Source organism: Winogradskya consettensis (assembly GCF_018332715.1).
GTDB classification, from domain to species: Bacteria; Actinomycetota; Actinomycetes; order Mycobacteriales; family Micromonosporaceae; genus Actinoplanes; species Actinoplanes consettensis.
The window spans coordinates 121040-148021 of sequence record NZ_BOQP01000007.1 but is presented as its reverse complement, the minus strand read 5'-3'; the positions used below and the strand labels follow the sequence as shown (position 1 = coordinate 148021).

Sequence of the window (26982 nt, the reverse complement as noted above, 5' to 3'; positions counted from 1 at the left end):
AGACCCTGATAGCCAAGATCTTTTTGCGCTTATAGGTTTCCGATTGTCTGGTCGACGAACCGGTAGCGGTCCGGCAATCAGCGATACCCGGTTGGATCAGCGCAGGACCTGGGAGTTGTACCTTGCTTCAGATTCTAGGCATGCAGGGGATACCGGAGACCGTCTACCGCGCGATGCTCAAGCATCAGGAGATGTCCGTCGAGCAGCTCGCGGAGCATCTCACCCTCTCCACGGACGATATCCGGACGGCGCTGGACGTGCTCTTCGAGCGCCGGTTGCTGCGGGAGTCGCTGGAGGACCCCGGCCAGATGTTCGCCGTCGATCCGCTGGTCGGGTTGCAGGAGCTGATGGCGGAGGAGCGGCGTCACCTGGTCGAACGGCAGCAGCAGATCGCCGACCGGCAGGACATGATCACCCGGATGCTGGCGGAGAGCGAGCTGCGTACCGTCGGCGGTCGCGCCGGTGACGGGGGCGGTGTCGAGCGGCTCGACGGGATCCAGGCCGTGCAGCGGCGGCTGGAGCAGTTGTCCTGCAATGCCACGCGTACGGTGATGACGTTCATGCCCGGGGGTGCCCAATCCGGCCCGGCGCTGACCGCGGCACTGCGCAACGACGAGTCGGTGCTGCGCCGTGGGGTAACCATCCGGACCATCGGGCTGGACACCATCAGGCAGGACGACGCCACCTTCGATTACGCCGGCGGGCTGACCGATCGTGGTGGCGAGTTCCGCACGGTGGCGACGCTGCCGCCGCGCATGGTCCTGGTGGACAACTCGATCGCGCTGGTGCCCATCGACCCGGTCGACACCCGTAAGGGAGCGCTGTGTCACACCGGGCCGGGCGTGATCGCCTCCCTCGTCGCGCTGTTCGAGGCCACCTGGGACGTCGCCACCCCACTGGGCGCGGAGCGTGACACCGAGCGGATCGGGCTGTCGGAGCAGGAACGCCAGCTGCTGGTGCTCATCGCCCAGGGTCACACCGACGAGTCCTCGGCGTCGCAGCTGTTCATCTCCGCCCGCACCTCACGCCGGATGATGGCCTCGATCATGGAGCGGCTCGGTGCGCGCAGCCGGTTCGAGGCGGGCGTGAAGGCCGCCCAGCTCGGGTGGCTCTGAGTTACCGAAGTTACTGACGGCGGGTCTGAACTGCGGCGAGTTTCCAGCCGCTCAGCGACGGCGATGTCGCCAGCGCCCGGCGGCAGATGGCCGCGGCCGACGCGGACGCGGGCTTTCCGTCGAGGCGGCTGTAGAAACCGAGATGGATGACCGCCGGGCCGGGCCGGATGCTGACGTGTTCCAGGAGGTCCTCCGGGGTGGCCGCGGTCCAGATCACGTCCGTGATCACCGCCGGCGGCGACTCGTTGACCGGGCAGCAACCGTGCGGGACGAGCTTTATCGTCACAAGACGCATAGGTACGTCGATTCAGTCGATTGCCCCGCAGACCCGCGCCGGACGGCGTGGGCCCGCGGGGACGGCGAAGTCGGCGGGCTGGATCCAGCAGGGCGGTGCCCGGGGGGACAGCCGTTCCCCCGGGCAATATTTTCCGCCCGGACGTGCGCCGCGGGAAGGGCGGACGGGTGGCCTCAAACGTCCTGGACGTTTCAGGTCAGCGCCGACAGCGCCGCCGGCCGGTTCAGGTCAGCGCCGACAGTGCCGTCGACCGGATCAGGCCGGCGATCCGGTCCACGTGCTGGGTCAGATAGAAATGGCCGCCGGTGAACGTCGTCAGCTCGAACGGGCCGCGGGTGTGCCCGGCCCACGCGCGTGCCTCGGCGTCGTTCACCTTCGCGTCGTCACGCCCGATCAACGCGTGCACCGGGCTGTTGATGACCGCGCCGGGCTCGCTGCGATAGCGCTCGATCGCCTGATAGTCGTTGCGCAGCGCCGGCATGACCAGGGCCACCATCTCCGGGTTGTCGAACAGGCTGGTGTCGGTGCCGTCGAGGGTGCGCAGCTCCGCCATGATCTCCGCGTCGGGCGCCAGATGCACCCGCTCGTTCAGCCGCTGCCGCGACGGTGCCACCCGGCCGGAGGCGTAGAACCGGTCGACCCGGGCGCCCCTGTCCTCCAGCCGGCGGATCGTCTCGAACCCGACGGTCGCACCCATGCTGTGGCCGAAGAACGTGAGCGGCTGGTCCGCCAGCGGCAGGATCACCTCGGCCAGCCGGTCGGCCAGCTCCGCCACGCCCGGCACGAGGGGCTCACCACGGCGGTCCTGCCGGCCCGGATACTGCACCGAGAACACGGCCAGGCCGGGTTCCAGCGCGAGCGCGAGCGGCCGGTAGAAGGGCGCCGAACCCCCGGCATGCGGCAGGCAGATGAGCCTGCCACGGCCCGATCCTTCATCAGTACGCGCATAGCGCCGCAACCACAGCTGCGCGCTCACCGGACAGCCATGATCTCGGCCCGCGACTCCTCGAACTGGGCCGGCCCACCGTGCCCGCGGCGCAGCGTACCGACCGCCGTCGCCGTACCACCGGCCGCCGCGATGGTCGCCCGGATCCCGTCGAGCAGCACCGGGTGCGGGCTGACCTCGATGACCGTCCGGTGACCGGCGAGGGCGGCCCGCAGCGCCGGTTCGAACAGCACGGCGCCGCGCAGGTTGTCGAACCAGTACTGCGCGTCGAGGTCGGCGGTGTCGACCAGGGTGGCGGTCGTGGAGGAGTAGAACGGCACGACGCCCGAGCGCGGCGAGACGGACGCCAGGCCGGTGAGGATCGGCTCGCGCAACGGCTCCATCAACGGCGAGTGCGAGGCGTAGTCGACCTTGACCTTGCGGGCCATGACGTCGTCACGGAAACACTGCACCAGCAGCTCGTTGAGGGCCTGCACCTCACCGGAGACGACAACGCTCTGCGGGCCGTTGATCGCGGCCAGGGTCAGCCGCCCCGGCCAGCGCCGCAGATACTCCTGCGCCTTCTCGGCCGACAGGACCAGCGAACCCATGCCGCCGCTGCCGGCCAGCTCGGCCAGCAACCTGCTGCGCTGCGCGATGACCCGGGCGGCGTCGGGCAGGTCGAGGGCGCCGGCGACGTACGCGGCGGCGATCTCGCCCTGGCTGTGCCCGATCACCGCGCTCGGCTCGACGCCGTGGGAGCGCCACAGCGCGGTGAGCGAGACGTACATCGCGAACAGCACGGGCTGCACGACGTCGACCCGGTCCAGGTCGGGCGCGCCGGGCACACCGCGCAGCACGTCGAGCAGCGACCAACCGGTGAGCGGATCGAGCGCCGCGGCGGCGCGGTCCATCTCGGCGGCGAACGCCGGTGCCGTGTCCAGCAGCTCCCGGGCCATGCCGTCCCACTGGGCACCCTGACCCGGGAACACGAACACGACGCCGCTCTCGGAAAGATCAGACATTCGCGGTCTCCTTCGACGAAACAGCGCGCTTGGCGAGCTCCTCGCGCACCGTTGGGATGACGTAGCGACCGAAGTCGATGGCGTCGCCGAGCCAGTCGTAGCCGCGGGCGGCGATGATGTCCACGCCCAGGTCGATGTAGTCGAGGATCGCCGCGGCCACGGTGTCCGGCGTGCCCACCAGCGCGGTGGTGTCGCCACTGCCTCCGGTGGCGACCGCGGTGGCCGTCCACAGTGCCCGGTCATGGCGTTCACCCGTGCCGGCCAGCGCCAGCAGACGTTGCGTACCCGCGTTCTCCGCCTTGTGGTCCGGGTCCCGGCGGGCGTAGAGCCGCTCCACGATGTCGTGGGCCTTCTTCCACGCGAGGTCCTCGGTCGCCGCGATGATCGGCCGGAAACCGATCTGGATCCGCGGCGAATCCGTGCGCCCGGCGGCCTTCGCGGCGGCCCGGACCGCCGCGATCTGCGCGGCCGTGCCCTCCAGCGACTCGGCCCACAGCGCGTAGATGTCCGCCTCGGCGCCTCCGGCGCTGTAGGCAGCCGGGGACGAGCCGCCGAACGACACCTCCGGGCCCCGAGCGCTGACCGGGACGACGTCGTTCTGGAACCCGGTGAACCGGTAGTGCTCGCCGTCGTGGTCGAACGGCTCCCGTGTCGTCCACGCCCGCTTGACGATGCCCATGTACTCGCGGGTCCGGGAGTACCGCTGGTCCTTGCTCAGGTAGTCGCCCTCGCGCTGCTGCTCGCTCTGCACGCCGCCGGTGATGAAGTGCACGGTCGCCCGGCCGCCGGAGATCTGGTCCAGGGTGGCGAACATCTTCGCCGCGTACGTCGGGTGGCAGACGTTCGGCCGGTGCGCGACGACCAGCCCGAGGCTGCGGGTGTTGGCCGCGATCAGACCGGCGACCATCGTCGGGTCCGGAGCGCTGGTCCAGTAGGGCACCAGCACCCGGTCGTACCCGAAGTCCTCGTGGGCGCGGGCCAGCCGGATCGTGTACTCCGGGTCCATGAGCGCCCCGGAACGGTCGCGGATCTCCGAACCGTCGTTGATCGCACCGGTTCCCAGGAATTCAACGGGCATCGCTGATCGCCTCCTCGCGTACATCAATGGAATAGGTCTTGAGAATGTGTTCCATGTCCTGGCGCACCGACTCGCTGCTCGGCCCGGCGAGCACGAACGTGCCGGTGGTGTGGAAGACGGGCCGGCCGTCGTTGAGCGTCTGACCGACCTCGGGCAGGTCGGCGTGCAGCACCGAGACGGGCAGCGTGTCCACCCCGTGCACGGCCTGCACGCGGCAGGGCTCGCTCGTCTGTTCCATCCCGGCCCACAGCGCCCCGGAGGCACCTCCGCGCACCGGTTCGACGTCGTGGTGGGTGGCGGGTCCCGGCAGGGACGACGGCGTGCCGGTGCAGGCCCGGACGGCCTCGTCGGCCAGATCGATGCCGTACGCCGTGCGCACGTGCTGCCGGATGTAGCCGCCACCGAACCGGTTCGCGATCTCCAGGAAGACCAGGTCGTCGTCCGGCGTCGTGAACAACTCCAGGTGGAACGCGCTGTCGCGCAGACCCAGAGCCTTCAGGACCGTGCTCGTGTACGCCGAAAGCCGCGCGACCCGCTCGGGACTGTCCACTGTGATTGACCCGAGCGGCGCGTTGTGATGCTGGGTGCTGTAGCAGTCGCCGTAGTAGTCCGAGGCGCTGAAGAAGTGCAGTTTCCCGTCGCGGACCACGCCATCGGTGTGGCCGATCGTCCCCGCGACGAACTCCTCGATCTCGTGGGCCGCCCCGATCGGCTCGGTCCGGACATGGTCGAGCAGTTCGCGGCCGCTGCCGAAGACCCGCACCCCGAAACCGGCCGCCTGACTCCGGGGCTTGAGCACGACCTTCTTCTGGATCCGCGCCACGATGTCGGCGAGGCGATCGGGCGACGTGGTCTCGTCGACCGCCCAGAACGCCGGGGTCCGCACCACGTCGCGCAACGCCTGCTTCATGGCCACCTTGTCGCGGCACAGCAGGGCGGTGCGCAGATCTGTTCCGGGTACGCCGAACAGATCCCGGAGCCGGGCCGCGGGCAGCGTGGTGTGCTCGTACACCGCGACGACGGCGTCGGGCGTGCCGAACCGGCCGGCGAATCCGCGTACCGCCGCCTCGATCTGGTCGAAAGCCCGGTCGTAGTCGTCCATGTCGATACGGTCGGGGACGTCCAGCACCGCGATCGCGGCGAACTTCGTGCGGACCGTGTCGCTGAGCAGGCCGGCGGCGTACCCGTCGACGACCAGGGTGACGGTGCAGGCGTCGAAGTCGACGGCGTCGGCGTAGCTCTCGTAGAACCCGACATGCACCACATGGGGTTTGCGGGTCATCGGACAACCTCCTGGAGGACGGTGAACCACTCGTCGGCCATCGCGCGGACGGTCGTCGCGTCGAACACGTTGGTGTCGTACTTGAAGAAGGCCTTGTAGCCCTCGCCGTCGGGGTAGATCTCGACGGTGAGCCGCCGTTCCCCGGCGTCGGGCAGGTCATCGAACTGCCGCAGGTCGAGCTCGCCGGGCCGGGCCGCCCCGGCGTTGGTCAGCAGGCCGACGCCTTCGAAGTTCTGGAACAGGAAGTTCGTGGCCACCAGCGGTTCCTGCGTGACGTTCAAGGCCCGGCCGATCTGCGCGTACGGGTAGGCGCCGTGCTCGAGCCCCGTCAGGACCCGGTGATGCAGCTCGCGGGTCAGCTGCGCGAAGTTCTCCTCGCCGGTGACCTCGCAGCGGATCGGCAGGCAGTTCGCGAACTGCCCGACGACCGACCGGAACCGCTCGTCGAAGCGGGCGGCGGTGGGCAGGCCCACGACGAAGTCACGCTGACCGGTGAGGCGGTGCAGGAACATCGCGTACGCCGTGAACATGACCGTGGAAACGCTCACCCGATGGGTACGTGCGGTGGCGGCGACGGCGGCAGCCAGTTCAGCGGGAACCTTCACCGGCATCGCGTCGGCGCGGGGAGTCCGCGCCGGGTCGTACGCCCGGTCGTAGGGCAGCGCGAGCGCCGCGGGGGTGTTCCCCAGCTCCCCGACCCAGTAGGCGCGGTGGCTTTCCCCGTCGGGCCCGGCGAGCATGTCGCGTTCCCATGTCACGTAGTCCTGGTAGGAAACCGTTCCGGCGGTGTCGATGCCCCGGTACGCCTCGCCGAGCGTGCGGATCAGCACGGTCGTCGAGGTGCCGTCCAGCACGATGTGATGCGCCGTGAGCAGCAACAGGCGACGCCGTCCCGGCAGGGTGACCAGGTGCGCCCGCAGCAGCGGCCCGGTGCTCAGGTCGAACGGCTGGTTCGCCAGTTCCCGCAATCGGGCCAGCTGAGCGACCCGTGAGCCGGCAGCGATGTCGACCCGCTCGAACGACGGCCGGCGGCCGTCGTCGATGTCCATCACCGGAACGCCGTCGCGTTCGCGCAGGACCGCGCTGAGGACCGGGTGCCGGCGGAACTGCTCCCCGACCGCGCGTTCCAGTGCGTCCTCGTCGAGCTCGCCGTGCACCTCGAACAGGATCGGCAGGTTGTAGATGGTGGTGTCCGGCCACCGCTGCTGGACCTGCCACATGCCGCGCTGGCCGTGGGACAGCTCCCACGTCTCACCCGGCCGCGTCTCACCCGCCGCAGTGGTGCTTCCGCCCAGGTGGGTGCTCAGCTCGTCGATGGAGCCCGCGTCGAACAGCATCGCCGGGGTCACGTTCGTGCCGAGCTCGGCCCGCAGGGCGTTCGCGAGCTGCAGGACGAGGATCGAGTCCAGGCCGTAGTCGGTGAGCGGCGCGGCGGTGTCGATCCGCCCGGCCGGGATGTCGAGGACGGCGGCGGCCCGGTCCCGGATGATGTTCGTGACCGGCGCCGAAACCGATCGGGCCGGTGGGACAGGCGGAACCGCCAGGGCCGCCAGGGCCGCCAGGGCCGCTGGAGCCGCTGGAGCCGGCGGGACAGGCTCGGTGGCCGCGGCCGTTCCGGTCACCGCTCGCAGGATCTGCTGGCCGAGTTCTCCCGCCCGGGGCAGCTCGGACACCACCGTCGGGAAGCCCTCGCTCTCGAGGACCTCACGCCAGCTGTCCAGGGTGAGCGCGGGCGAGCCCGGGATGCGCAGCGCCTTGTCGTCGAACAACCACCAGCCGTCGAGCAGCCCGAACGTCAGATGGCTGAACAGGTCGAACTTCGACAGCTCGTTGAGCAGCAGCGAACCCCCGTCGCGCAGCGCGGCCCGGCTGTGCCGCACGGTCCGGCGGATGTCGCGGGTCGCGTGCAGCACGTTGGCGGCGATGACCAGGTCGAAGTCGCCGTCCGTGAAGCCCTGCCCCGCGATCGGCGCCTCGATGTCCAGCCGCTGGGTCTCCAGGTAGGGCACCGAGGGCCCGAACCGGGCGCGGGCCCGGTTGAGGAAGGCCTTCGACAGGTCGGTGAAGACGTACGTGTCGATGTTCTTCTCGTACGCCCGCAGCGCCTCGAACATCGCCGTACTCGTCCCGCCCGTGCCCGCGCCGATCTCGAGGATCCGGAGCCGGACCTGCGGGTCCCGCTCGACGTGCCCGGCGACCAGTGCGGTCGCGGCCCGGGTCATCGCCTGGTTGAACAGGTCGGCGGCGTCGTTGTCGCGGTAGCAGCCCTCCACCAGCCCCATGTCGCCGCCGGGGAACAGCACGTCGGTCGGGCGGATCCGGCCGGTCAGCACGTCCGGCAGGGCCCGCAGCGCCGCGGACACCAGGCGTACCTCGGCGGCCTTGTCGGGTTCGGTGGACCAGGTGGCACAGCGGCGGTCCCACTCCGCCAGCGCGATGTGCGCCGGCTGGGGCCGGCCGGCGGGCAGTAGCCGTTCGGCGTGCCGCATCCATTCGGCGTACTGCGGCGCGATCGCGGAGCGGTCCGGGATGGCGGCGAGCTGAGCCGCCAGAACGGTGGCCAGCATCGGGTCGCGTTCCTCGTCGCGCCAGTGCCGCACCCGCTCGATCAGGTCGTCGGAAGGTTGTGCACAATTTAATTGTGCACAATCGAGTTGGTCCGCGTCGTCACTGAGGGTAACGCGCCCGGTCCCGGCCCCGGTTACCGCGGCGCGGTCCAGGTTGGGCAGGGTGTTGCGCTCATTGACCTTGATGTACGCCAGCTGCGGCTGCGCGCCGTCCAGCAGCACATCGAGCGCCGCGATGCCGTCGGCGGCCTCGATCGACTCCAGGCCCGCCCGGCTCATCCGCTCGCGGTAGAACGCCGACGTGACGCTGCCGACGTTGCCCCACCACCCCCAGTTCATCACCCTGACCGGAAGGTCGCGATGCTGTGCGTACGCATGGGCGTACGCGTCGATGAAGGTGCTCCCGGCTGCGTAGTTGCCCTGCCCGGCCGCCGTGGTGAAAGACTGCATCGACGAGAACAGCAGGAAGAAGTCGAGCGGTTCCCCCTCGACCGCCTCGGCCAGCGCGACCGTCGCGTCGACCTTCGCGGCGAGCGCGGCGCGCAGGCCGTCCTCGGTCATCGCGGCGAAACCGCTGTCCCGCAACACCAGCGCGGCCTGCACCACCCCGTGGATGCTCGGGTGATCGCGCTTGACGACGTCGACGGCGCGGCGCAACGCGACCGGGTCACCGGCGTCCGCCTGCACGTACCGGACCGTGCCGGGCCCGTCGATCGACCGCAGCTTGGCGTCGATGTCCACGTCCTGCGGGCGCCGGCCGATCCAGATGACGTGAGCGCCGAGCGCGGCCACGTGCCGGGTCCATGCGGTGCCCAGGCCGCCGGCGCCCCCGACCACCAGGTAGACGCCGTCCGCGCGGTAGATCGACCGGCCCGGCGCGGTGAACGGCGTCCACCGGCGCGCGAGCCAGCTCCCGGCCCGATGCACCCACGCGTCGTCGGGTGACGCGGCCGGCAGGGCGGTGAGGTCCGCGGGCCAGCCGGCGTTCTCGACGTCGGTGCGCCGCACCGTCCAATGCGGATACTCGCGCTGCAGCGACCCGAACAGCCCGTGCAGTCCGGCGTGGGCCGGCTCGACCCGGTCGCCGGCATGCGTTGCCAGCGCCCGCGTGGTGACGAGCGTGATGCCCAGCGGCCGATCCTGGCAACCGGTCGCCAGCAGCGCCTTGATCATGCGGTGGGCGGCGACGACACCCTCCTCCTGCGCGGCGGTGTATCCCGCCGCGTCGGCCGGCTTGAGCTCGATGGCCGGCGCGATCCAGACGAGATGGTCGATCGGCCCACGGGTACGCAATGCCGCGTCGACGTCAGCCGCCGGGGCAGTGGCGGGCAACGGCCAGATGTCCACGTGGGCGCCGGTTGCTGACAGCGTCGCCCACTGCACCGGGGTGCCGCCCGCGACCAGGACCCGGTCACCGGCGCGGGGCGTGCTCGCCGCGGTGGCCGCGATCGGCTCCCACCGCGGCGCGTACATGGCCGAGGTGTCAGTCGTTGTCACGGTTGGCGGTGCCGTGCGGCGGGCGGTGTATCCCTTCATCCGTACGCACACCGCGCCGGACGCGTCGACCAGGTCGATGTCGAGGGCGGGAAGCGTGCCCGCCTGTCCACCGCGCACGACCGCCCACATGACGTCGCCGCAGCGGGCGTACACCTCGTAGCTGCCCAGCGCGAACGGCACCGCGGTGTCCTGCAGTCGCCGTTCACCGCCTGCCAGGTGAGTGGCGACCGAGGCCTGGATGGCGGCGTCCAGCAGGGCCGGTGCGGGCATCCCGCGCTCGGCTCCGGCGGGCAGCCGCAGCTCCGCGAGCACCACGCCGGGACCGACCCAGGCGTCGTGGATCGCGCGCAGAGCGGGACCGTGGTCGATGCCCGCCGCGAACAGCGCCGCGTGGATGCGCTCCTCCGGAACACTGTCACGGCAGGTGGTGCGCAGGGCGGCGAGGTCGACCGGGGCCGGCCGTGGCGATCGGGCGAGTGCGATGTCGCCCTGGGAGTAGACCGTGTCGCCGTCGGCGATCGTGAACCGGTGACCGTCCGTGCCGTCCGGGGTCAGCTCGACCCGTACGGTGACGGGCTCGGTAGTGACCGTGAGTGGCCGCGCCCAGGTGACGTCACGGAACCCCACGACGGTCGCGCCGGTGGTCCGGGCCGCAGCACGCCGCGCGAGTTCCAGGTGTGCGACACCGGGCAGGACACCGCGACCCTGCACCGTGTGCTCGCGGATCAGCTGGTCACCGGGGCTGAGAACAACTTCGATCCCCGACTTGCCGTTGCGTGGCAGCTCGGCTGCCGGCGAGGCGCTGCGTAGCACTCCGGTTGCCGGCTCGGCGGTGCGGGGCCAGTAGCGCTCGCCGGCGAACGGGTATGTCGGCAGCGGAACCCGGCGGGCCGCGCCGGTGATGACCGGCGGTGCGCCACCCTCCAGGAACGTGCGCGCCGCGTCATTCGTACGAGCGGCAGAACTCCCGTCGAGGACCGCGATCAGTTCCGCCAGGTCACCGGCGACGCAGGCGAAACGGTGCGGGAAGTGCCGCCGGCCCGCCGCGAGGGAGAAGGCGACGTCGCCCAGCACGACCTGCGAGCCGGCCGTACGCAGATGGGCCGCCAGCCGCTGCTTCTGCAGGCCGAGTTGCTCCGGGGTCTTCGCCGACAGGACGACGACCTGCTCACCCTGCGGCGCCGGGCCGCGCCGCAGGGCCGGGGGTGCCTCTTCGATGACGAGGTGCGCGTTGGTGCCGCTGGCGCCGAACGAGCTGACCGCCGCGGTGCGTGGCACACCGTCCGCGACGTCCCAGCTCTGCAGGCCGGTCGGCACGCGGAACGGGCTGCCGGTCAGCTCGATCGCCGGGTTCGGGGTCGCGAAGCCGGTCAGAGCGGGGATCTGCCGGTGCCGGAGCGCCAGCAGCACCTTCAGCACCCCGGCCACCCCGGCGGCGAACTGGGTGTGCCCGATGTTCGCCTTGAGCGACCCGAGGGCGCAGAATTCCTGCCGGTCGGTGTGCGCCCGGAACGCCCGGGTCAACGCACCGAACTCGATGGGGTCGCCGAGCCCTGTTCCCGTACCGTGCGTCTCGACGAACTGGATGTTGTCGACGTTGACGGCGAAGTCGTCGTACACGTCACGCAGCAGTCGCTCCTGGGAGAGGGAGCTGGGCGCCGTGATGCCGTTCGTGGCGCCGTCCTGGTTCGTCCCGATGGCCCTGATCACGCCGTGGATGTGGTCGCCGTCGGCCAGCGCGTCCTCGAGCCGCTTGAGGACCACCATCCCGACGCCCTCGCCCGGCACGAACCCGTCGGCACGCTCGTCGAAGGAGTGGCAGGCGCCGGTGGGGGAGAGCATCCCGGCCCGGTCGGCCTGGCGGTAGAGCCGCGGCGTCGACTGCAGGAACACGCCACCGGCCAGCGCCCTCGACGTACGGCCCAGCCAGAGGTCCTTGCAGGCGAGATCGATGGCCACCAGGGAGCTGGAGCACGACGTGTCCACGGCGATGGCCGGGCCTTCGAGATCCAGGAAGTAGGAGACCCGGCTGGGGATGACCGAGCTCATGTTGCCCCACAACGTCTGCGCGGGGGCGTCGTCGCCGAGCAGCGAGTGGTAGTCGCCCGCCCAGCCACCGAGGTAGACACCGCAGCGGCGGTCGGCTGCCGGGCCTGCGTACCCGGCGTCCTCCAGGGCCTTCCACGCCTCCTCCAGCACGAGCCGCTGCTGGGGGTCCATCACCGCGGCCTCGGTGCCGGAGACGGTGAAGAACATCGCGTCGAACTCGTCGATGCGGTCGAGGAAGCCACCTCTGGTGCAGTCGCTGATACCGGTCAGATCCCAGCGGTCCGCCTCGGTGATCAGATCGTCGCCGGCCGCGAGGTGCTGCCACAGCTCGTCCAGATCGTCCGAGCCGGCGTACCGGCCGCTCATCCCGATGATGGCGATCGGCCCGCGCGTTGTTCCGGTCGCTGCTACCGGCCCTGCTGGCACTACCGATGGGGGAGTGGCTGCCGGTGGGGTCATCGTGTCGCGGTATTCGGTGCTGAGGTGCCGGGTGAGGCGGTCGGCGGTGCTGAAGTCGAAGATCACGTTGGTGGACAGGCGCAGGGACAGGGCCTCGTTGAGCTGGCTGACCACCCGGATCGCGAGAATCGAGTCGAGCCCGTAGTCGGCGAAGGCGACGTCACCGCGTACCTCGGACTCGTCCAGGGCCAGAGCGACCGCGACCTTCTCGCGCACCAGGCCGGAGACGTAGTGATCCCAGTCCGGTGCGGCAGCGGCAGCGGGTTCGGTCGTGGCAGGGGGCGGGGCGATCTCCTCGGTCGCGGTCAGATCGCCGATCCAGAACCGGTCCTTGGCGAACGGGTACGTCGGCAGCGACACCGGCCGCGTGGTCCCGGTGCTGAGCAGGGACCAGTCCACCTCGGTGCCGGACACCCACAGGGCGGCGAGCCTGCCGAGGCTGCCCGCTTCGATCCAGCGCCGCACCAACTCGTTCTGCAGGTCACCGTCACCGGCCGGCTCCGCGTGGGCGATGGCGGTGCCCCGATGACCTCTGCCCGTACGCAGAGCGGCGCGTAGTTCTACGACGGAGGGGACCAGGACGGCGTACCTCTCGGTCATCGCCTCCCGCCCGGTCCGCAGGGTGTGGGCCAGCGCGGCCAGGTCGGTGCCGGGATTCCGGTCGAGGAACTCACCGAGCCGCTCGACGGAGCGGTCCAGCTGTTCACCGGTGCGCGCGGAGAGGACGACGAGCTGTTCGTCCGCGGCGGGTCCCGCGTTCGGCGCAGGGGGCATGACGTATTCCTCCACGATGATGTGTGCGTTCGATCCACCGGCGCCGAACGACGACACCGCGGCGACGCGGGGCTGCGCGGACTCCCACGCGGTCAGCTCACGCTGGAGCCGGAACGGGGTGCGCTCGAAGCTGATGTTGGGATTGACGCTGTCGGCGTGCAGGGACGGCACGAGCTGCTTGTGCCGCAGTTGCAGCACCGTCTTGGTCAGCCCGGCGACACCGGCGGCCGCCTCCAGGTGCCCGATGCCGGACTTCACCGAGCCGATCGCGCAGTACTGCCGTTCGCTGGTGTCCCGGTCGTAGGCGGTGCTCAGACCGGTGATCTCGATCGGATCACCCAGCTCGGTGCCGGTGCCGTGGGCCTCGACGTACCCGACCCGGTCCGCGGGGATCCCGGCCTTGTCGAGGGTGGCGCGGATCAGCGCGGCCTGTGCGACCGGGCTCGGCACGGTGTAGCCACTGGTACGCCCACCGTGGTTGATCCCCGATCCCCGGATCACGGCGAGGACCCGGTCCCCGTCCGCGACCGCCCGGCTCAGCGGCTTGAGCAGCACACAGCCGACACCCTCGCCGGGCACGAACCCGTGTCCACCGGCACCGAACGAGCGGTTCTGCGCATCGGGCGACAACATCCCCGACCGGCACAGCTCCACATAGTCCAGTGGATGGGTGTACAGGTTGACGCCACCGGCAACGGCCACCTCGCAGTCACCGCGGCGCAGATGCTCGCACGCCTCGTGGATCGCCGTCAGCGACGCCGAGCACATGGTGTCGACGGTCAGACTCGGCCCGGTCAGATTCAGCAGGTACGACACCCGCGCACTCAGCGACGCGAACGACAGCCCGGGCACCACGAGTTCCCCCGAGGCGAGCCGTCCGGCCGGATACCGTGCGTGCCCGACCTTGGTGACTCCGGCGAACACCCCGACGCCGCCCCGATGCTGCTCGCTGAGCCGCGCCCGGGTGTAGCCGGCGTCCTCGAGGACCTCCCACCCGGCCTGCACGAACAACCGCTCCTGCGGATCCATGGCGTACGCATCCCGCGGCGCGATCCCGAAGAACCGCGGGTCGAACGCGGTGGCATCCTCGAGGAACCCGCCCCACTTGCTGTAGCTACGCCCGGTGGCAACGGCGCGATCACGATCCGGCTCGAAGAACCCGTCCAGCGCCCAGCGGTCGGCCGGCACCTCGCGGACGGCGTCGCGCCCGGCCTTGAGGTTCTCCCAGAACTCGTCGAGATCCGCCGCACCGGGGTACCGGCCGCTCATCCCGATGATCGCGATCGGCTCGTCCGCCCCTTCCGGATGCACGCCCTGTGCCGTAGCCACCTCCCGAGGCGCTTGAGCCGAGGCTGCGACCGGCTGCTGCCCTTCCGAGTTGGCCGCGACGGGTGCGGCCGGTTGCCGGCTGCGCAGGGTGGCCGCTACGGCCCGCAGGGTCGGCTGCTCGTAGAACACCGTCCGGGAGAAGTCCGGCGCGATCTCGGCCAGCCGCCGGTTGAGCTGGATGATCATCACTGATTCCAGGCCCAGGTCGATCAGCGGCCGGTCGGGATCCACGGCCAGCCCGGTGACCTCGGCGAACAACTCGACAAGCGTCTCGACCTTCACGGCCGGACCGTCCTCGGCCACCGGCCCTACCGACTCGATCGGCCCGACCGGCTTGACCTGGTCGATCGGCTCGTGCGACATGGTCGGCGCTGACACCGGTGCGGCCGGCAGGCGTTGCGGGTCGCCGTGATGGATCCAAACCTGGTCAGCGCCGAGCTGCCACGCGGCGTTGAGGGCGGTCAGGCCGTCCGGGGTCGGCATCGGGGCCAGTCCCCGGTCACGCCACAGGTAGTCGCGGGTGCTCGCGCTCACCCTCATGCCACCGTCCTGCCACAACGGCCAGGCGATCGCCGTCGTACGCCCACGGCGGCTGCCCTGGTCGACGAGGGTGTTGCGCTGTTCGGCGTACGCGTGAAGGAAGGCGTTGGCAACCGCATAGTCGGCCTGACCGGGGTTTCCGGTGAGAGCGACGCCCGACGAGAACGCGAGGAGGAACTCCAGCGGATGGTCCTCCGTGGCCCGGTCGAGGTGCACCAGGCCGTCGACCTTCGCCGCCAGGACCTCGTCCCACTGCTCGGCCGTCTTCCCGGCGAGCAGGGCGTCACGGGTCCGGCCCGCGGCGTGCACGATGCCGGTGACCTGCCCGGACTGCGCGACCAGGTGCCGCACGTCCTCCCACCGGGAGACGTCCGCCCGCATGTAGCGGGCCGTCAGCCCGGCACGTTCCAGCTCACTCAGCAGCGCCGTGATGCGCTCGTCACGAGGGGACCGGCCGGTGAGCACCACGGTCGCGTCGCGGGTGTCCGCGGCGATGCGACGGGCGACGTGCGCCCCGACACCGCCGGCACCCCCGGTGATGAGGTACGTGCCGCCGTCGCGCCACGGCGCCGCGGTCGCGTCCGCCTCCGCAAGTGTCCACACCGGAACGGTCCGTACGCCGTCGCGGTACACCACCAGGTCGTCCGCGCCGCCGGAGTTCTCGGCCGCGACCGTGGCGACGTCCTGGCCCTCGATGACGATGACCTGACCCGTCATACCCGGCCGTTCCCGGGTCAGTGTCCGGGTCAGCCCCGCGAGCGCTCGCGCCGCCGGTTCCCCGGCGATCACCTGCACCAGGGTCCGCCCGGCGGGTTCGCCGAGCTCCTGGACGATCCGGGCCACCTGCCAGGACAGGTCGCGCAGCCGGGTCTCCGGGCGGGTCTTGTCCGTGTGGACGGGGAAACACTCGGCGCCGGGCACCCGCCCGTCGATCCCGCAGAGGATGACGACGTGCCGGTCGTAGCCAACGGCCGGCCCGGCCGCCGCGGGCTCCCACCGAGCGGTCAAGAGCGACGTGCGACTCGTGGCGGCCGGCGGGTGCGGTTCGGTGTGGGTGCCGGGGATCCAGAAACGGTCGTCCGCAAACGGGTACGCGGGCAGGTGCACCCGGTTCGGCGTCTGCGCGCCGTACAGCGACCTCCAGTCGACCGCCTCGTCGTCGAGCCATCGCTGAAGCACGATGCCCAGCTCGCCAGCCGGTGCGGAGCTCCCGCCGTCGATGAAGGCTCGTAGCGCCGAGATCAGCTCCTCGTGCGAGGTGACGACCCAGCCGGCCCGCTCGCGCATCGGCTGCCGTCCGGCCTGCAACGTCCAGGCGATCTCGTCCAGCGCGGGCCGCTCCCCGCGCAGGTGGGCGAGCAGGTCACGGGCCCGCTGCACGAGTTGGTCCGGCGTACGCGCCGACAGCGGCACCACCACGGCGGTGACGTCCCGCGGATCCTGCGGCACGCGCTGGTACTCCTCGACGACCACGTGGGCGTTCACGCCGCCGAAGCCGAAGCTGCTGACCCCGGCGCGGCGGGGAGCGGCACCGCGGGGCGCGGGCCACGGCTCGGCGTCGCGCACCACATGGAACGGGCCACCGGCCAGCTCGATGTAGGGGTTGATCCGGTCGAGCCCGACGGTGCCGGGCAGGACCCGGTGTTCGAGGGCGAGCAGGACCTTGACCAGCCCGGCGATGCCTGCCGCCGCCTCGAGGTGCCCGATGCCGGCCTTCACCGAGCCGAGCGCGCAGGCGCCGTCGTCCGCGTGGCCGAGACCGCGGAACGCCTTGCGCAGACCGCGGATCTCCACCGGATCGCCGAGGGCGGTGCCGGTGCCGTGCGTCTCGATGTAGCCGATGGTCGCGGGGTCGAGATCCCCGATGGCCGCGCTGACCAGCTCGGCCTGCGCGTCGGCGTTCGGCGCGGTCAGCGAGTTCGCCCGGCCGCCGTGGTTCTGCGCGGTTCCCCGGATCACGCCCATGATGGCGTCCCCGTCGCGTTCCGCGTCGGCGAGCGGTTTGAGGACCACGGCGGCGACGCCCTCACCGCGGACGTACCCGTCGGCCCGCGCGTCGAAGGTCTTGCACCGGCCGTCCGGGCTGAGCATCCCGGCCAGCTGCGCACTGATGAACCCGTCCGCGCCGAGCAGCACGTTGACCCCACCGGCGACCGCCATGGTGCAGGCCCCGGAACGGATCGCCTCGACCGCCCGGTGGACCGCCACCAGCGAACTGGAACAGGCGGTGTCGATCGGCTCGCTCGGCCCGCGCACATCGAGCAGATAGGAGATCCGGTTGGCCAGGATCGAGTGCGTGTTGCCCACGGTGGTGAAGGCGTCCGGCATCACTCCGTACGCGGTGAGCAGCCCGCTGTACTCGTTGGCCGACACACCGATGAAGACCCCCGTATCGGACGGCAGCTCGCCCGGCTGGTGAGCGCTGTGCTCGAGCGCGTTCCACACCGTCTCCAGCACGAGCCGGTGCTGGGGATCCATCCGCTCCGCCTCCCGCGGCAGAATCCCGAAGAACGCGGCATCGAACGCGTCGACGTCGTCGAGCACGCCCATCCGATGCGGGAAGTCGGCATCCTCAACGGCCCGGCGGTAGGCGCCCTCGTAGCGGTCCAGCGGAAATGCGGTGACATGGTCCCCGCCGGCCGTCATGTTCGCCCAGAACTCATCGAGGTTCCGCGCACCGGGAAACCGCCCCGCCGCCCCGATGACCGCAACCGGCATCACACCATCGGTTGCCGGGGTGACGGGTACTGAGGCCGGTGCTGCTACGGCCGTGGGCGTCGTGGGGACGGCCGCGGCGTCGCGATGGACGTCGCGCACACCGTGCTCGGTCATCAGGTGGTCGCCGAGGGCGTCGATCGTGGTGAGGTCGAAGAACACCGCGGGACTGAGCTCGGGCCCGAAGCGCTCCCGGATCCGCTGCGCGAAAGTCACCAGCGACATCGAGTCGAACCCGAACGCGTCGAACCCGGTTCCGGTGTCCAGCTCATGCGCCTCGAACCCGAGAATCTCCGCCGCAATGGCCTGCAACTCCCCGACAACAGCCGGGACCGGCGATTTCGCGACAAAGACTGCAGGCTGCATCGCCGCGACAACCACCGGCCGCGCCGCCTGCGGAGCCACAACGCCCTGCCGCACACCGCGGTGCTCGGCCCCGAACCGCACGCCGTTGATCTCGGCCCCGAACCGCACGCCGTTGATCTCGGCCCCGAACCGCACGCCGTTGATCTCGGCGCCGGCCCGCACGGCGTTGAGGGATGTGCCGGATAGCGTGCCGTTGGTCTCGGTGCCGGATTGCACATCGCTGAGTTCGGCGACGATGTCGCTGCTGTCGGAGAGCAGGAGGATGTCGCCGGCGGTGGTGAACACGACCGTGCTGACCGGCGCGGTCACCCCGAGCCGCACCGACGCGGCACCGGTGAGCCCGGCCTGCGCCCAAGCCGCCACCCCGGCCCGTTTCGCCTGCCACCGCAGTCCCTGGTCGACGGCGCACAGAACGGCCGGATCGAGGGTGACGTTGCGCCGTAAGTGGTCCTGGCGCAGCCGGGGTTCCCGCAGCCGCAGCACGGTGTGCCCGTCCTCGGTCCGCTCGACCCCGTCGACAGCGCTGTAGGCGTCCCGGTATCGCAGACCGCCCTGCGCGAGCTCGCCCAGGAGTCCCTGCTGATCGAGAATGCGCGAGGTCCGCCCGACCGTGACGTGACGCGTGGCGGAACCGTCGTCCGTACCGGCGGTGAATGACACCACGACGGTGCCGTCAGGAGTGCGGACGATGCCGTGCCCGCCGTCGAAGGCGATGTCCAGTCGTGGGGTGGTGGCCCAGTCGACCGGCGTGGACAGCACCAGATCGTGCACGGCGGGGGTGCCGGCGTGGCCGCTCAGCCGGGTGACGGCGAGTGCGAGGTCCACGGCGAACGTACTGATGATCTGCGGTGTGTCCTGCGACCGGAAGCTGTAGTCGCGCAGGTCGGTGAGGTCGGCGTCGAGTTCCCAGCGCAACCCTCGCACGTCGGAGGTGTTCCGGGTGATGAACGGGTGCAGTCGTTCGCGCAGGGCCAGCGGCGCGAGCACCGACGGCGCGCCGGGGGTGCTCTCCACCCAGCACCGGATCTTGTCGAACGGGTACGCCGGCAGCGACACCCGCCGTGCGACCGGCAGCTGCCGCCAGTCGACGCTACGACCCGCCACCCACGCCTGAGCATGCTCGCCGGTGACGGCCTCCCGGGCACCGGCCAGATAACGGTCGATCGCCGCCAGCGCGGACGTCTTGTCCGGCGCGGTGAACGCCCACCGGTGCGGCAACGCGTTCTTGCCGACCCGCAGCGTGTAAGCGATGTCGGCCAGCTCCGCGTCGTCCGCCCGGTCCAGGTACTCCCGGAATGTCGTCAGGTACCGCGCGAGTGCCGCCTCGTGCATGGCGGAGAAGGCGAACAGCTGGGAACCGGCCGCCCCACCGGCAGCGGGCCGCGCCGGGCGGTGTTCCTCGAGGATGATGTGCGAGTTCATGCCGCCCGCACCGATGGACGTGACCCCGGCGCGCCGGGGCAGGGTGACCGTCGCGCCGTCCTGAGTGATCACGATGGGGTTCCACGGGGCGAGGTCCTGCTGCACCCGGAACGGGGTTTCGCCGAAGTCGATGTCGGGGTTCAGCTCGGTGCTGTGCAGCGACGGCGCGAGCATGCCGTGGCGCAGCTGGAGCAGCACCTTGGTGATGCCGATCATCCCGGCGGCGGCCAGCAGGTGGCCCATGTTGGCCTTGACCGAGCCGAGTGCGCAGAACTGGCTGTCCGCGGTGTGCTTCCGGTACGCGCTGGTGAGCGCGCTGATCTCGATCGGGTCGCCCAGTGCCGTCCCGGATCCGTGGCCCTCGACGTAGTTCACGGTGCGCGCGTCGATGCCGGCGTCGTCGAAGGCCTTCTCGACCGCGCGGGCCTGCATGGCCGGGCTCGGCACGGTGAAGCCGTTGCGGATGCCCGCGTTCGACAGGGCGGTCCCCTTGATGACGGCGTAGATGTGGTCACCGTCGCGCTCCGCCTCGGCGAGCGGCTTGAGGACCATCGCGCCGACACCTTCGCCGAGGATGGTGCCGTCGACGCCCTGGCCGAAGCTGCGGATGACGTCCGACGTCCCGGTGGTGAAGTACTCCTGAGACGAGGCGATCAGGTTGTACGGGTGCAGCATCAGGTTGACACCACCCGCGACGACCATGCGGCACTCGCCGGACCGCAGCATCTGCACGGCCTGGTGGATGCACGTCGACGATGCCGAACACATCGTGTCCATGAAGATCGACGGGCCGGTCAACCCGTAGAAGTACGACAGCATGTTCGGGATCGTCGCGGTGTAGCTCCCGCTCTCCTCGGAGCCGCGGGTCAGGCTGTTCTCGAAGCCGTAGAGGTTGTAGTGGTTGCTCATCGTGCCGACGAGCACGCCGACGTCGCCGTCGTACTGGCGCTGGATCGTCTCCTTCGAGTAGCCGGAGTCCTCCAGGGCCTCGACCCCGGCCTGCAGGAACAGCCGCACCTCGGGGGACATCCGGTCGGCGTCACGCTTGGAGATCCGGAAGTAGCGCGGGTCGAACTTGTCGATGTCGGTGAGGAACGTGCCCGTACGGATGACGCTCTTGCCCAGCACCGCCCGGTCGTTGTCGTAGATCTGTTCGTGGCGCCACCGCTCGTCCGGGATCTCCTCGAACATGTGCCGGCCGTCGGCGATCACCTCCCACAGCTCGTCGAGGGTGCTCGCGCCGGGATAACGCCCCGAGACCCCGATGATGGCGATGTCCCGATCCCGGGACTCCGGCTCGGCGACGACGACGGCGGGTTCGGGGGCGGCGACGATGGGCGCGGCGGCGACGGGCGCGGCGATGATGGGTTCGGCGGCCACGGGTTCGGCGGCCACGGGGGCAGGGGCGGGGGCGGCCTCTGGAGGGGGTTCGGCCGTGAACAGGGCCGCGAGCTGGTCGTGCCGGGTCCGCACGAGGTATTGCGCGACGGACGAGATGTTCAGGTGCTCGAAGAAGATCGTCTTGGACAGCGACCCGACGATCTTCTCCAGCCGCCGGGTGGTCTCCATGATGCTCAGCGAGTCGATGCCGTACTCGATGAGGTTGACGCCGGATTCGACCGTGCCGGGCGCGTGGTGCAGCACCTCGGTGAGCACGTCCTTGAGCATGTCCTCGGTGCGCTGCTGCAGCGACTCGCCCTGCTGCGCCGACTTGCCCTGCTGCACCGACTCGCCCTGCGAGCGGACCGCGGCCGCGGCGGGAGCCGGTGTAGCGGGAAGAGCGGGAGCAGTCCGCCACCGCTGCGGCGACAGAGTGGCCGCGGCGCCATAGGCCACGACCATCCGCGACGGCGCGTCGGTGAGCAGCGCCCGGCCCAGGGCGCGTACCCCGTCCTCGGTCGGCAGAGCCTCCCAGCCGCGATCGGCGCGAAGCTCCGCGCGGGTCGCGTCGTCCAGGGTCATGCCACCCTGCTCCCAGAGCGGCCAGCTGATCGCCACGGAGCGCCCGGTCCGTTCACCCGCGTCGACGAGCGCCTGCCGGTGCCCGGCGAACGCGTCGAGGAAAGCGTTGGCGGCGCTGTAGTCCGTCTGTCCGGCGTTGCCGTACTCGGCAGCGACTGACGAGAACAGCACGAAGAAATCCAGATCGAGATGCCGCGTCGCCGCGTCCAGGTGGAGCGTGCCGTCAATCTTGGGCGCGGTCACCGTACGCACATCCGTGAGCTCTTTGCGCAGCAGGAACTGGTCTCGCAGCACCCCCGCGGCGTTCACCACCCCGTGCAGCCCACCGTGTTCACGCTCAATGGACGAAACGGCGCGGCGCACCGCATCGCCGTCGGTGACATCGACGGGCAGGTAGTGCGCGGCGATCCCGTCCCGGCGCAGCGCCGCCACAGCGGAGCTGTCCGCCGAACGGCCGCTCAGCACCACGATGGTGTCCTGAGCGCGGGCCAGATACCGGGCCACGTGTGCCCCGATCCCGCCCGCCCCGCCGAGGATCCAGTACACGCCGCCGGTGCGCAGGGCCGGAACCCGGGGAGCCGGTCCGGCGGGCAGCTCAACGGTCTGCCGGCTCTGCCGCCGCCCGTCGCCGAGATAACGCACCTCGGTGTCCGCGGAATCATCGCTGCCTTCCGCGCCCAGGACGGCGGCCAGCGACGCCGGCTCGGCGGCGGCGAGCCCGGCCACCCGGACCACGAGCCCGGAGACGAGCGGGTTCTCCAGCACGACACTGCGCAGGAGACCGGCCAGCGCCGCGTGGTGGTGCTCGGGGACACGCCCGTCGACCAGCACCACGAATCGCTGCTCGGTGTCCGGGGAGGAACGCAGCACTTCCTGCACACGCGAGAAGACGTCCATCAGCGTCTGCTGAACACCCGCGGCCACGCCGCCCGCGGATATGGCGGGCAACGACACACAACCGTCGAGCTCGCGTCCGACAACCAGACCGTGCAAGGTGCGGCCGCCCGAGCCCGCCCGGACCGGGGTGTCGATCCACTGCGAGGTCGCGGTCACCACTCGCGAGGAGCCGCGGGCGGTGCGCTGGGCGAGCCCCCGGACAGCGGCCAGCACCGTGCCGTCGCCGTCGCACAGGTCGATGTCGAACGCGCCCTCGGTCGTACGGCGTACCCAGGCCCAGGTGGTGGACGGGCAGGCCGCGTACGCCTGCAACTCCCGCACCGCGAACGCCAGCACCGGATCCCCGGTGTCACCGAGCAGCAGCAGCGACACCTGGAACGCCGCGTCGACCACACTCGGCGGCAGCACGTATCCGTCGACGTCGTCGCTGTCGATCCGGGCCAGCGCTTGGTCCTCGCCGACGCTCACCGCACGCAGCCGCCGCATCGCGGGACCGTGCGAGAGCCCGGTTCCGCGCAATCCGTCGTACAGCTGGGCCACGTCCGCGGTCTCGGGGCAAGCCGCGCGGACAGTGTCGAGGTCGACGCGCGGCGGCGTGACGAGCGGCCCGGTCCGCGCGAATCCGGCGCTGTACACAACCTCGCCACGCTTGATCTCGAACGCGACCCCGTCGTCCTGACCACGCAGGGCGACATCCACCTCGATCGGTGAGCCGTCCCCGGTCAGCGGCCGCAACCACGCGACATCACTGAGCGACACCGATGCCTGCCCGGCGGCGAAGCCGACAGCAGCCCGAGCCATCTCCAGATGCGCCACGGCGGGCAGCACCGCACGCCCCTCGACCCGATGCGCGTCAAGGAACGGCTCCGAACCAGTGAACGTCGAGCTGAACCGCGAATCGCTCAACGTGGACGTGTTGCGATGCACGAGCGGGTGAAGCCGGTCGACAGCCGGGGGAGCGGCGGGCGGCGTGACGAACCAGTGCCGGTCGGTGGCGAACGGGTAGCCCGGCAGGCGTACCCGATGCGGCCGGGTCTCGTAGGAAGCCGCCCAGTCGACGGTCCCGCCGCCGACCCACCGGTTTGCGGTAGCCACGATCTCCTCGGACGCCTGCTCCACGGCGTGAACCTCACCCGGGGTGAACGCCTCCAGCGCCGCTACGAGCTCTTCGTGGTCATTGACCACGAACGCCGCGCGGGCGGTCATCGCCTCCCGCCCGACCTGCAACGTGTACGCGATCTCCGTCATGGTCCCGACGGACTGCAGCGCGGCGATGCCTTCGTCGGCCGGGGCCTGCAGGTACGCCCGCAGTCGCGCAGCCGCTTCCCGCAACCGCGCAGGGTTCTTCGCCGAGAGCGGGACAAGATAAGGCCCCGGCAGCTGTACGCCCTCCGCGAAGACCGGCGGCTCCTCCAGCAGCACATGCGCATTGGTCCCGCCGAACCCGAACGAGCTGATCCCGGCCCGCCGCGGGAGGTCCGCCGGCGGCGTCCACGGCTGGGTCTCGCCGACGATGCGGAACGGGCTGCCGTTGAGATCGATGAGCTGGTTGAGGGCGCGGAAGTTGACGGTGCCGGGCAGGGTGCCGGTGGCCATCGCCCCGATCACCTTGACGACCCCGGCGACGCCGGCAGCCGATTCCAGGTGCCCGATGTTCGACTTGATCGAGCCGATCCCGGTGATCTCCGGCTCGGGCCTGGTCCCGGCGGCGTCGTGCATGCTGCGGAACGCGTTCTTCAGACCCAGGATCTCGATGGGGTCGCCGACCGGGGTGCCGGGGCCGTGCGCCTCGATGTACGTGACGGTCTCTGGTGCCACCCCGGCGCGGCTGTAGACGTTCTCGATCAGCGCCGCCTGTGCCCGCGGGTTCGTCACGGTCAGCGAGCTGGTCCGGCCGCCGTGGTTGGTGCCCGCGCCCCGGATCACCGCGTGGATCGCGTCGCCGTCGGCCAGCGCGGCCTCGAGCGGCTTGAGCAGCAGGATCGCGCCGCCCTCACCGCGGACGAAACCGTCGGCGTCCTGATCGAAGGCGTGCGAGCGGCCGGTGGGCGACAGCATGCCGGCCTGGCTGAACGCGACGAACAGCTTCGGTGACCAGGCCAGGTTGACGCCACCGGCGAGGGCCAGGTCGCAGTCGCCGTTGTTCAGCGCGGCGACGGCCTCGTAGATCGACACGAGCGAGCTGGAGCACGCCGTGTCATTGGTGATGCTGGGGCCGCGGAGGTCGAAGAAGTACGACAACCGGTTCGCCACGATGGAGTACGCCGTCCCGGTCGGGAAGTACGCATCCGTGGGTACGCCGTCGCGCTCCATCAGCTCGGCATAGTCGGCGTGGCACAGCCCCATGTAGACACCCGTGCGGCTGCCGGCGAGATCCGCGGCGCGGTAGCCGGCGTCCTCGATGGCGTGCCACGCGAGCTCCAGCGCGAACCGCTGCTGCGGGTCCATCGTCTCGGCCTCACGCGGCGAGATGTTGAAGAACGCCGCGTCGAAACGATCGGCGTGCTCGATGAAGCCGGCCCAGATGCTGTTCGTCCTCGCCTCGCCGCTGCGGGGATCGCCGAAGTGGCGTTCCTTCACCCAGCGCTCGGCGGGCACCTCGGTGATCAGGGAGCGCCCGGCCACCAGGTGACCGAAGAGCTCGGGAAGCGTGTCGGAGCCCGGGAAGCGCAGGGCCAGACCGGTGATGGCGATGTCGCCGGAGCGGGAGGTCATCGAGCATCCTCTGAGTGGGAGCGGTAGTCCACCCGGACGCCGAGCGAGAGCGGGGCGGGCGTGACGGGTTCGTCGCCACGGACGAACTGGTGGTGCAGGGCCATGGTCGTGAGCAGGTAGAGGAACGTCTGGTCCTCGCGGGTGCTGATGTTCTCGACGGGGGTGCTCATCACCTTGTCGGTGAGCCGGCGCGCGAAGTTCACGTCGATGACCTCGGCCTTCGCGAGTTCGGCCTCGGACAGCAGCAGTTCGAGATAGTCCGGGCTGTGGTCCTTGAAGGCGGCGCTGCCCGGGGCCCGGTACGGCTGCTTGGGCCGGGAGGTCGTCCACTCCGGCAGGACATCGCGGAACGCCTTCTTGAGCAGCGCCTTCTCCACGAGCCCGTCGTCGTAGCGCAGGTTCACCGACGCCGCCGCACGCACCACGGCCGGATCCAGGAACGGGCAACGGTTCTCGACGCTGTTGGCGAGCGCCGTACGGTCGCCCTGGGTGGAGAGCAGGAACCCGGGCAGCAGCGTGTTGTATTCCAGCCACTGTGCTTTGTGGATCGCCGACCGGTCCTGGTAACCGGGGGTCGTGGCGACCAGGTTCTGCAGATCGGCGAACGGGTCGACCTTCTCCGCGAGCAGCCGCGCCGCGAACCGGCCGTTGCTGAACCGCATCTCGTGGGAGAACAGGCCGGGCATGTGCTCGGTGGAATACTGCTGGTAGAGACCGACGAGGTGTTCCTGGTGCTCGGGACCGAAGTGCGCCAGCTCGGGGTGCAGACTGGCGATCTTCGTACGCCGCTCGGTGTCGCTGAGCTCGTTCCACTGCCGGCGCAGCAACGTCTCCCGGAACAGCGAGTAGCCCAGGAACGCCTCATCCGAGCCCTCCCCGCTCAGGATCGTCTTGATGCCGGAGTCCCGGACGTGCTTCGACAGCAGGTACATCGGCACGAACGAGGTCCGGAACGTCGGCACCTCGGCGTGGTAGATCCCGGTGAGGAAGTTGTCGGTGATGTCGGTGCTGCCGACCGTCACCGTGGAGTGCTGGGTGCCGAGGCGCTCGGCGACCAGCCGCTGGCTCTCCGACTCGTCGAACGTCTTGTTCTCGAACGCCACCGAGAACGTCCGCACCGGATGCCGCGACAACTGCGTGGTCAGGGCGGTGACGATCGACGAGTCCAGCCCGCCGCTGAGGTAGACGCCGACCTCCACGTCCGCCCGCAGGCGCAGCTCCACGCTGTCGCGCAGGGTCTCGCGAATGAAGTCGATCGCCTCGGCCTCACTGCCGTCAAAGGCAGGAACATCAAAGTCAAGCGTGTGGTACGCCCGGAGCGCCCGATCGCTGCCCCGAAGGGTGAGCACGCTACCCATGGGCAGCTGCTGGATGCCCTTGAACGGCGTCCGGTCCGGCAGCGGCGTCCACACCGCGTACGTCGACGCCAGCTCGCGGGCGTCGAACTCGAACGAGAACCCCGGGAAGCCCCGGAACGCCTTCATCTCCGAGGCGAACAGGAAGCGGCCGGGCTCGTCGACGTAGAACAAGGGCCGCTTGCCGTACCGGTCGCGGGCGAGCACGACGTCACCGGTCACCCGGTCGCGGATGGCCAGCGCGAACGCGCCGTTGAACCGCGCGAAGCCCTCCGCTCCCCAGTGGATCCACGCCTGCAATGCGACCTCCGTGTCGGAGTGGTCGCTGCGGAACCGCCGGCCCGCTGCCTGCAGCTCCCGGCGCAGCTCGGCATGGTTGTAGATCTCGCCGTTGAAGCTGATCCAGTAGCGATCCGACGGGTCGGACATCGGTTGCGCGCCGCCGGCCTCGTCGACGATCGCCAGGCGTACCGTGCCCATCGCGAAACCGTCGTCCAGGTAGTAACCGGCGTCGTCGGGGCCACGGTGACCGATCCGCGACAACATCGAGGTGATCACCGTGTCGGCACCCGCACCGCGCAGCGCCGTCGACAGAAAGCCAGCGATCCCGCACAT

8 protein-coding genes are annotated in these 26982 nt (G+C 70.6%); 1 reads left to right on the top strand and 7 read right to left on the bottom strand.

The window, feature by feature from the left end:
* The first annotated feature begins 140 nt into the window (after positions 1-140).
* A complete protein-coding gene (locus Aco04nite_RS08250) occupies positions 141-1115 on the top strand; it encodes a helix-turn-helix domain-containing protein (protein WP_212996587.1) in 975 nt (324 codons plus the stop codon).
* A 10-nt stretch (positions 1116-1125) separates the two neighbouring features.
* Here the strand turns inward: Aco04nite_RS08250 and Aco04nite_RS08245 are convergent, their stop codons facing one another.
* The 7 genes from Aco04nite_RS08245 to asnB form a co-directional block, all read right to left on the bottom strand.
* On the bottom strand, positions 1126-1410 hold the full coding sequence (locus Aco04nite_RS08245; RefSeq protein ID WP_212996586.1) for a hypothetical protein: 285 nt from the start codon (positions 1408-1410) through the stop codon (positions 1126-1128).
* 223 nt (positions 1411-1633) lie between these two features.
* On the bottom strand, positions 1634-2386 hold the full coding sequence (locus tag Aco04nite_RS08240; RefSeq protein ID WP_212996585.1) for a thioesterase II family protein: 753 nt from the start codon (positions 2384-2386) through the stop codon (positions 1634-1636).
* Positions 2383-3360 (bottom strand): acyltransferase domain-containing protein, encoded by a 978-nt coding sequence (locus tag Aco04nite_RS08235; protein WP_212996584.1) that lies wholly within the window; start codon positions 3358-3360, stop codon positions 2383-2385. The genes Aco04nite_RS08240 and Aco04nite_RS08235 overlap by 4 nt, the downstream gene beginning before the upstream one ends.
* Positions 3353-4438, bottom strand: a complete 1086-nt coding sequence (locus Aco04nite_RS08230) for an LLM class flavin-dependent oxidoreductase (protein ID WP_212996583.1) — start codon at positions 4436-4438, stop codon at positions 3353-3355. The genes Aco04nite_RS08235 and Aco04nite_RS08230 overlap by 8 nt, the downstream gene beginning before the upstream one ends.
* Positions 4428-5720, bottom strand: coding sequence for an ATP-grasp domain-containing protein (locus tag Aco04nite_RS08225; RefSeq protein ID WP_212996582.1), 1293 nt, complete (start codon positions 5718-5720; stop codon positions 4428-4430). The genes Aco04nite_RS08230 and Aco04nite_RS08225 overlap by 11 nt, the downstream gene beginning before the upstream one ends.
* Complete coding sequence (locus Aco04nite_RS08220) at positions 5717-25012, bottom strand: SDR family NAD(P)-dependent oxidoreductase (protein ID WP_212996581.1); 19296 nt, start codon at positions 25010-25012, stop codon at positions 5717-5719. Before Aco04nite_RS08220 ends, Aco04nite_RS08225 begins: the two co-directional genes overlap by 4 nt.
* Positions 25009-26982 (bottom strand): asparagine synthase (glutamine-hydrolyzing), encoded by a 1974-nt coding sequence (gene asnB / locus Aco04nite_RS08215; protein WP_212996580.1) that lies wholly within the window; start codon positions 26980-26982, stop codon positions 25009-25011. The genes Aco04nite_RS08220 and asnB overlap by 4 nt, the downstream gene beginning before the upstream one ends.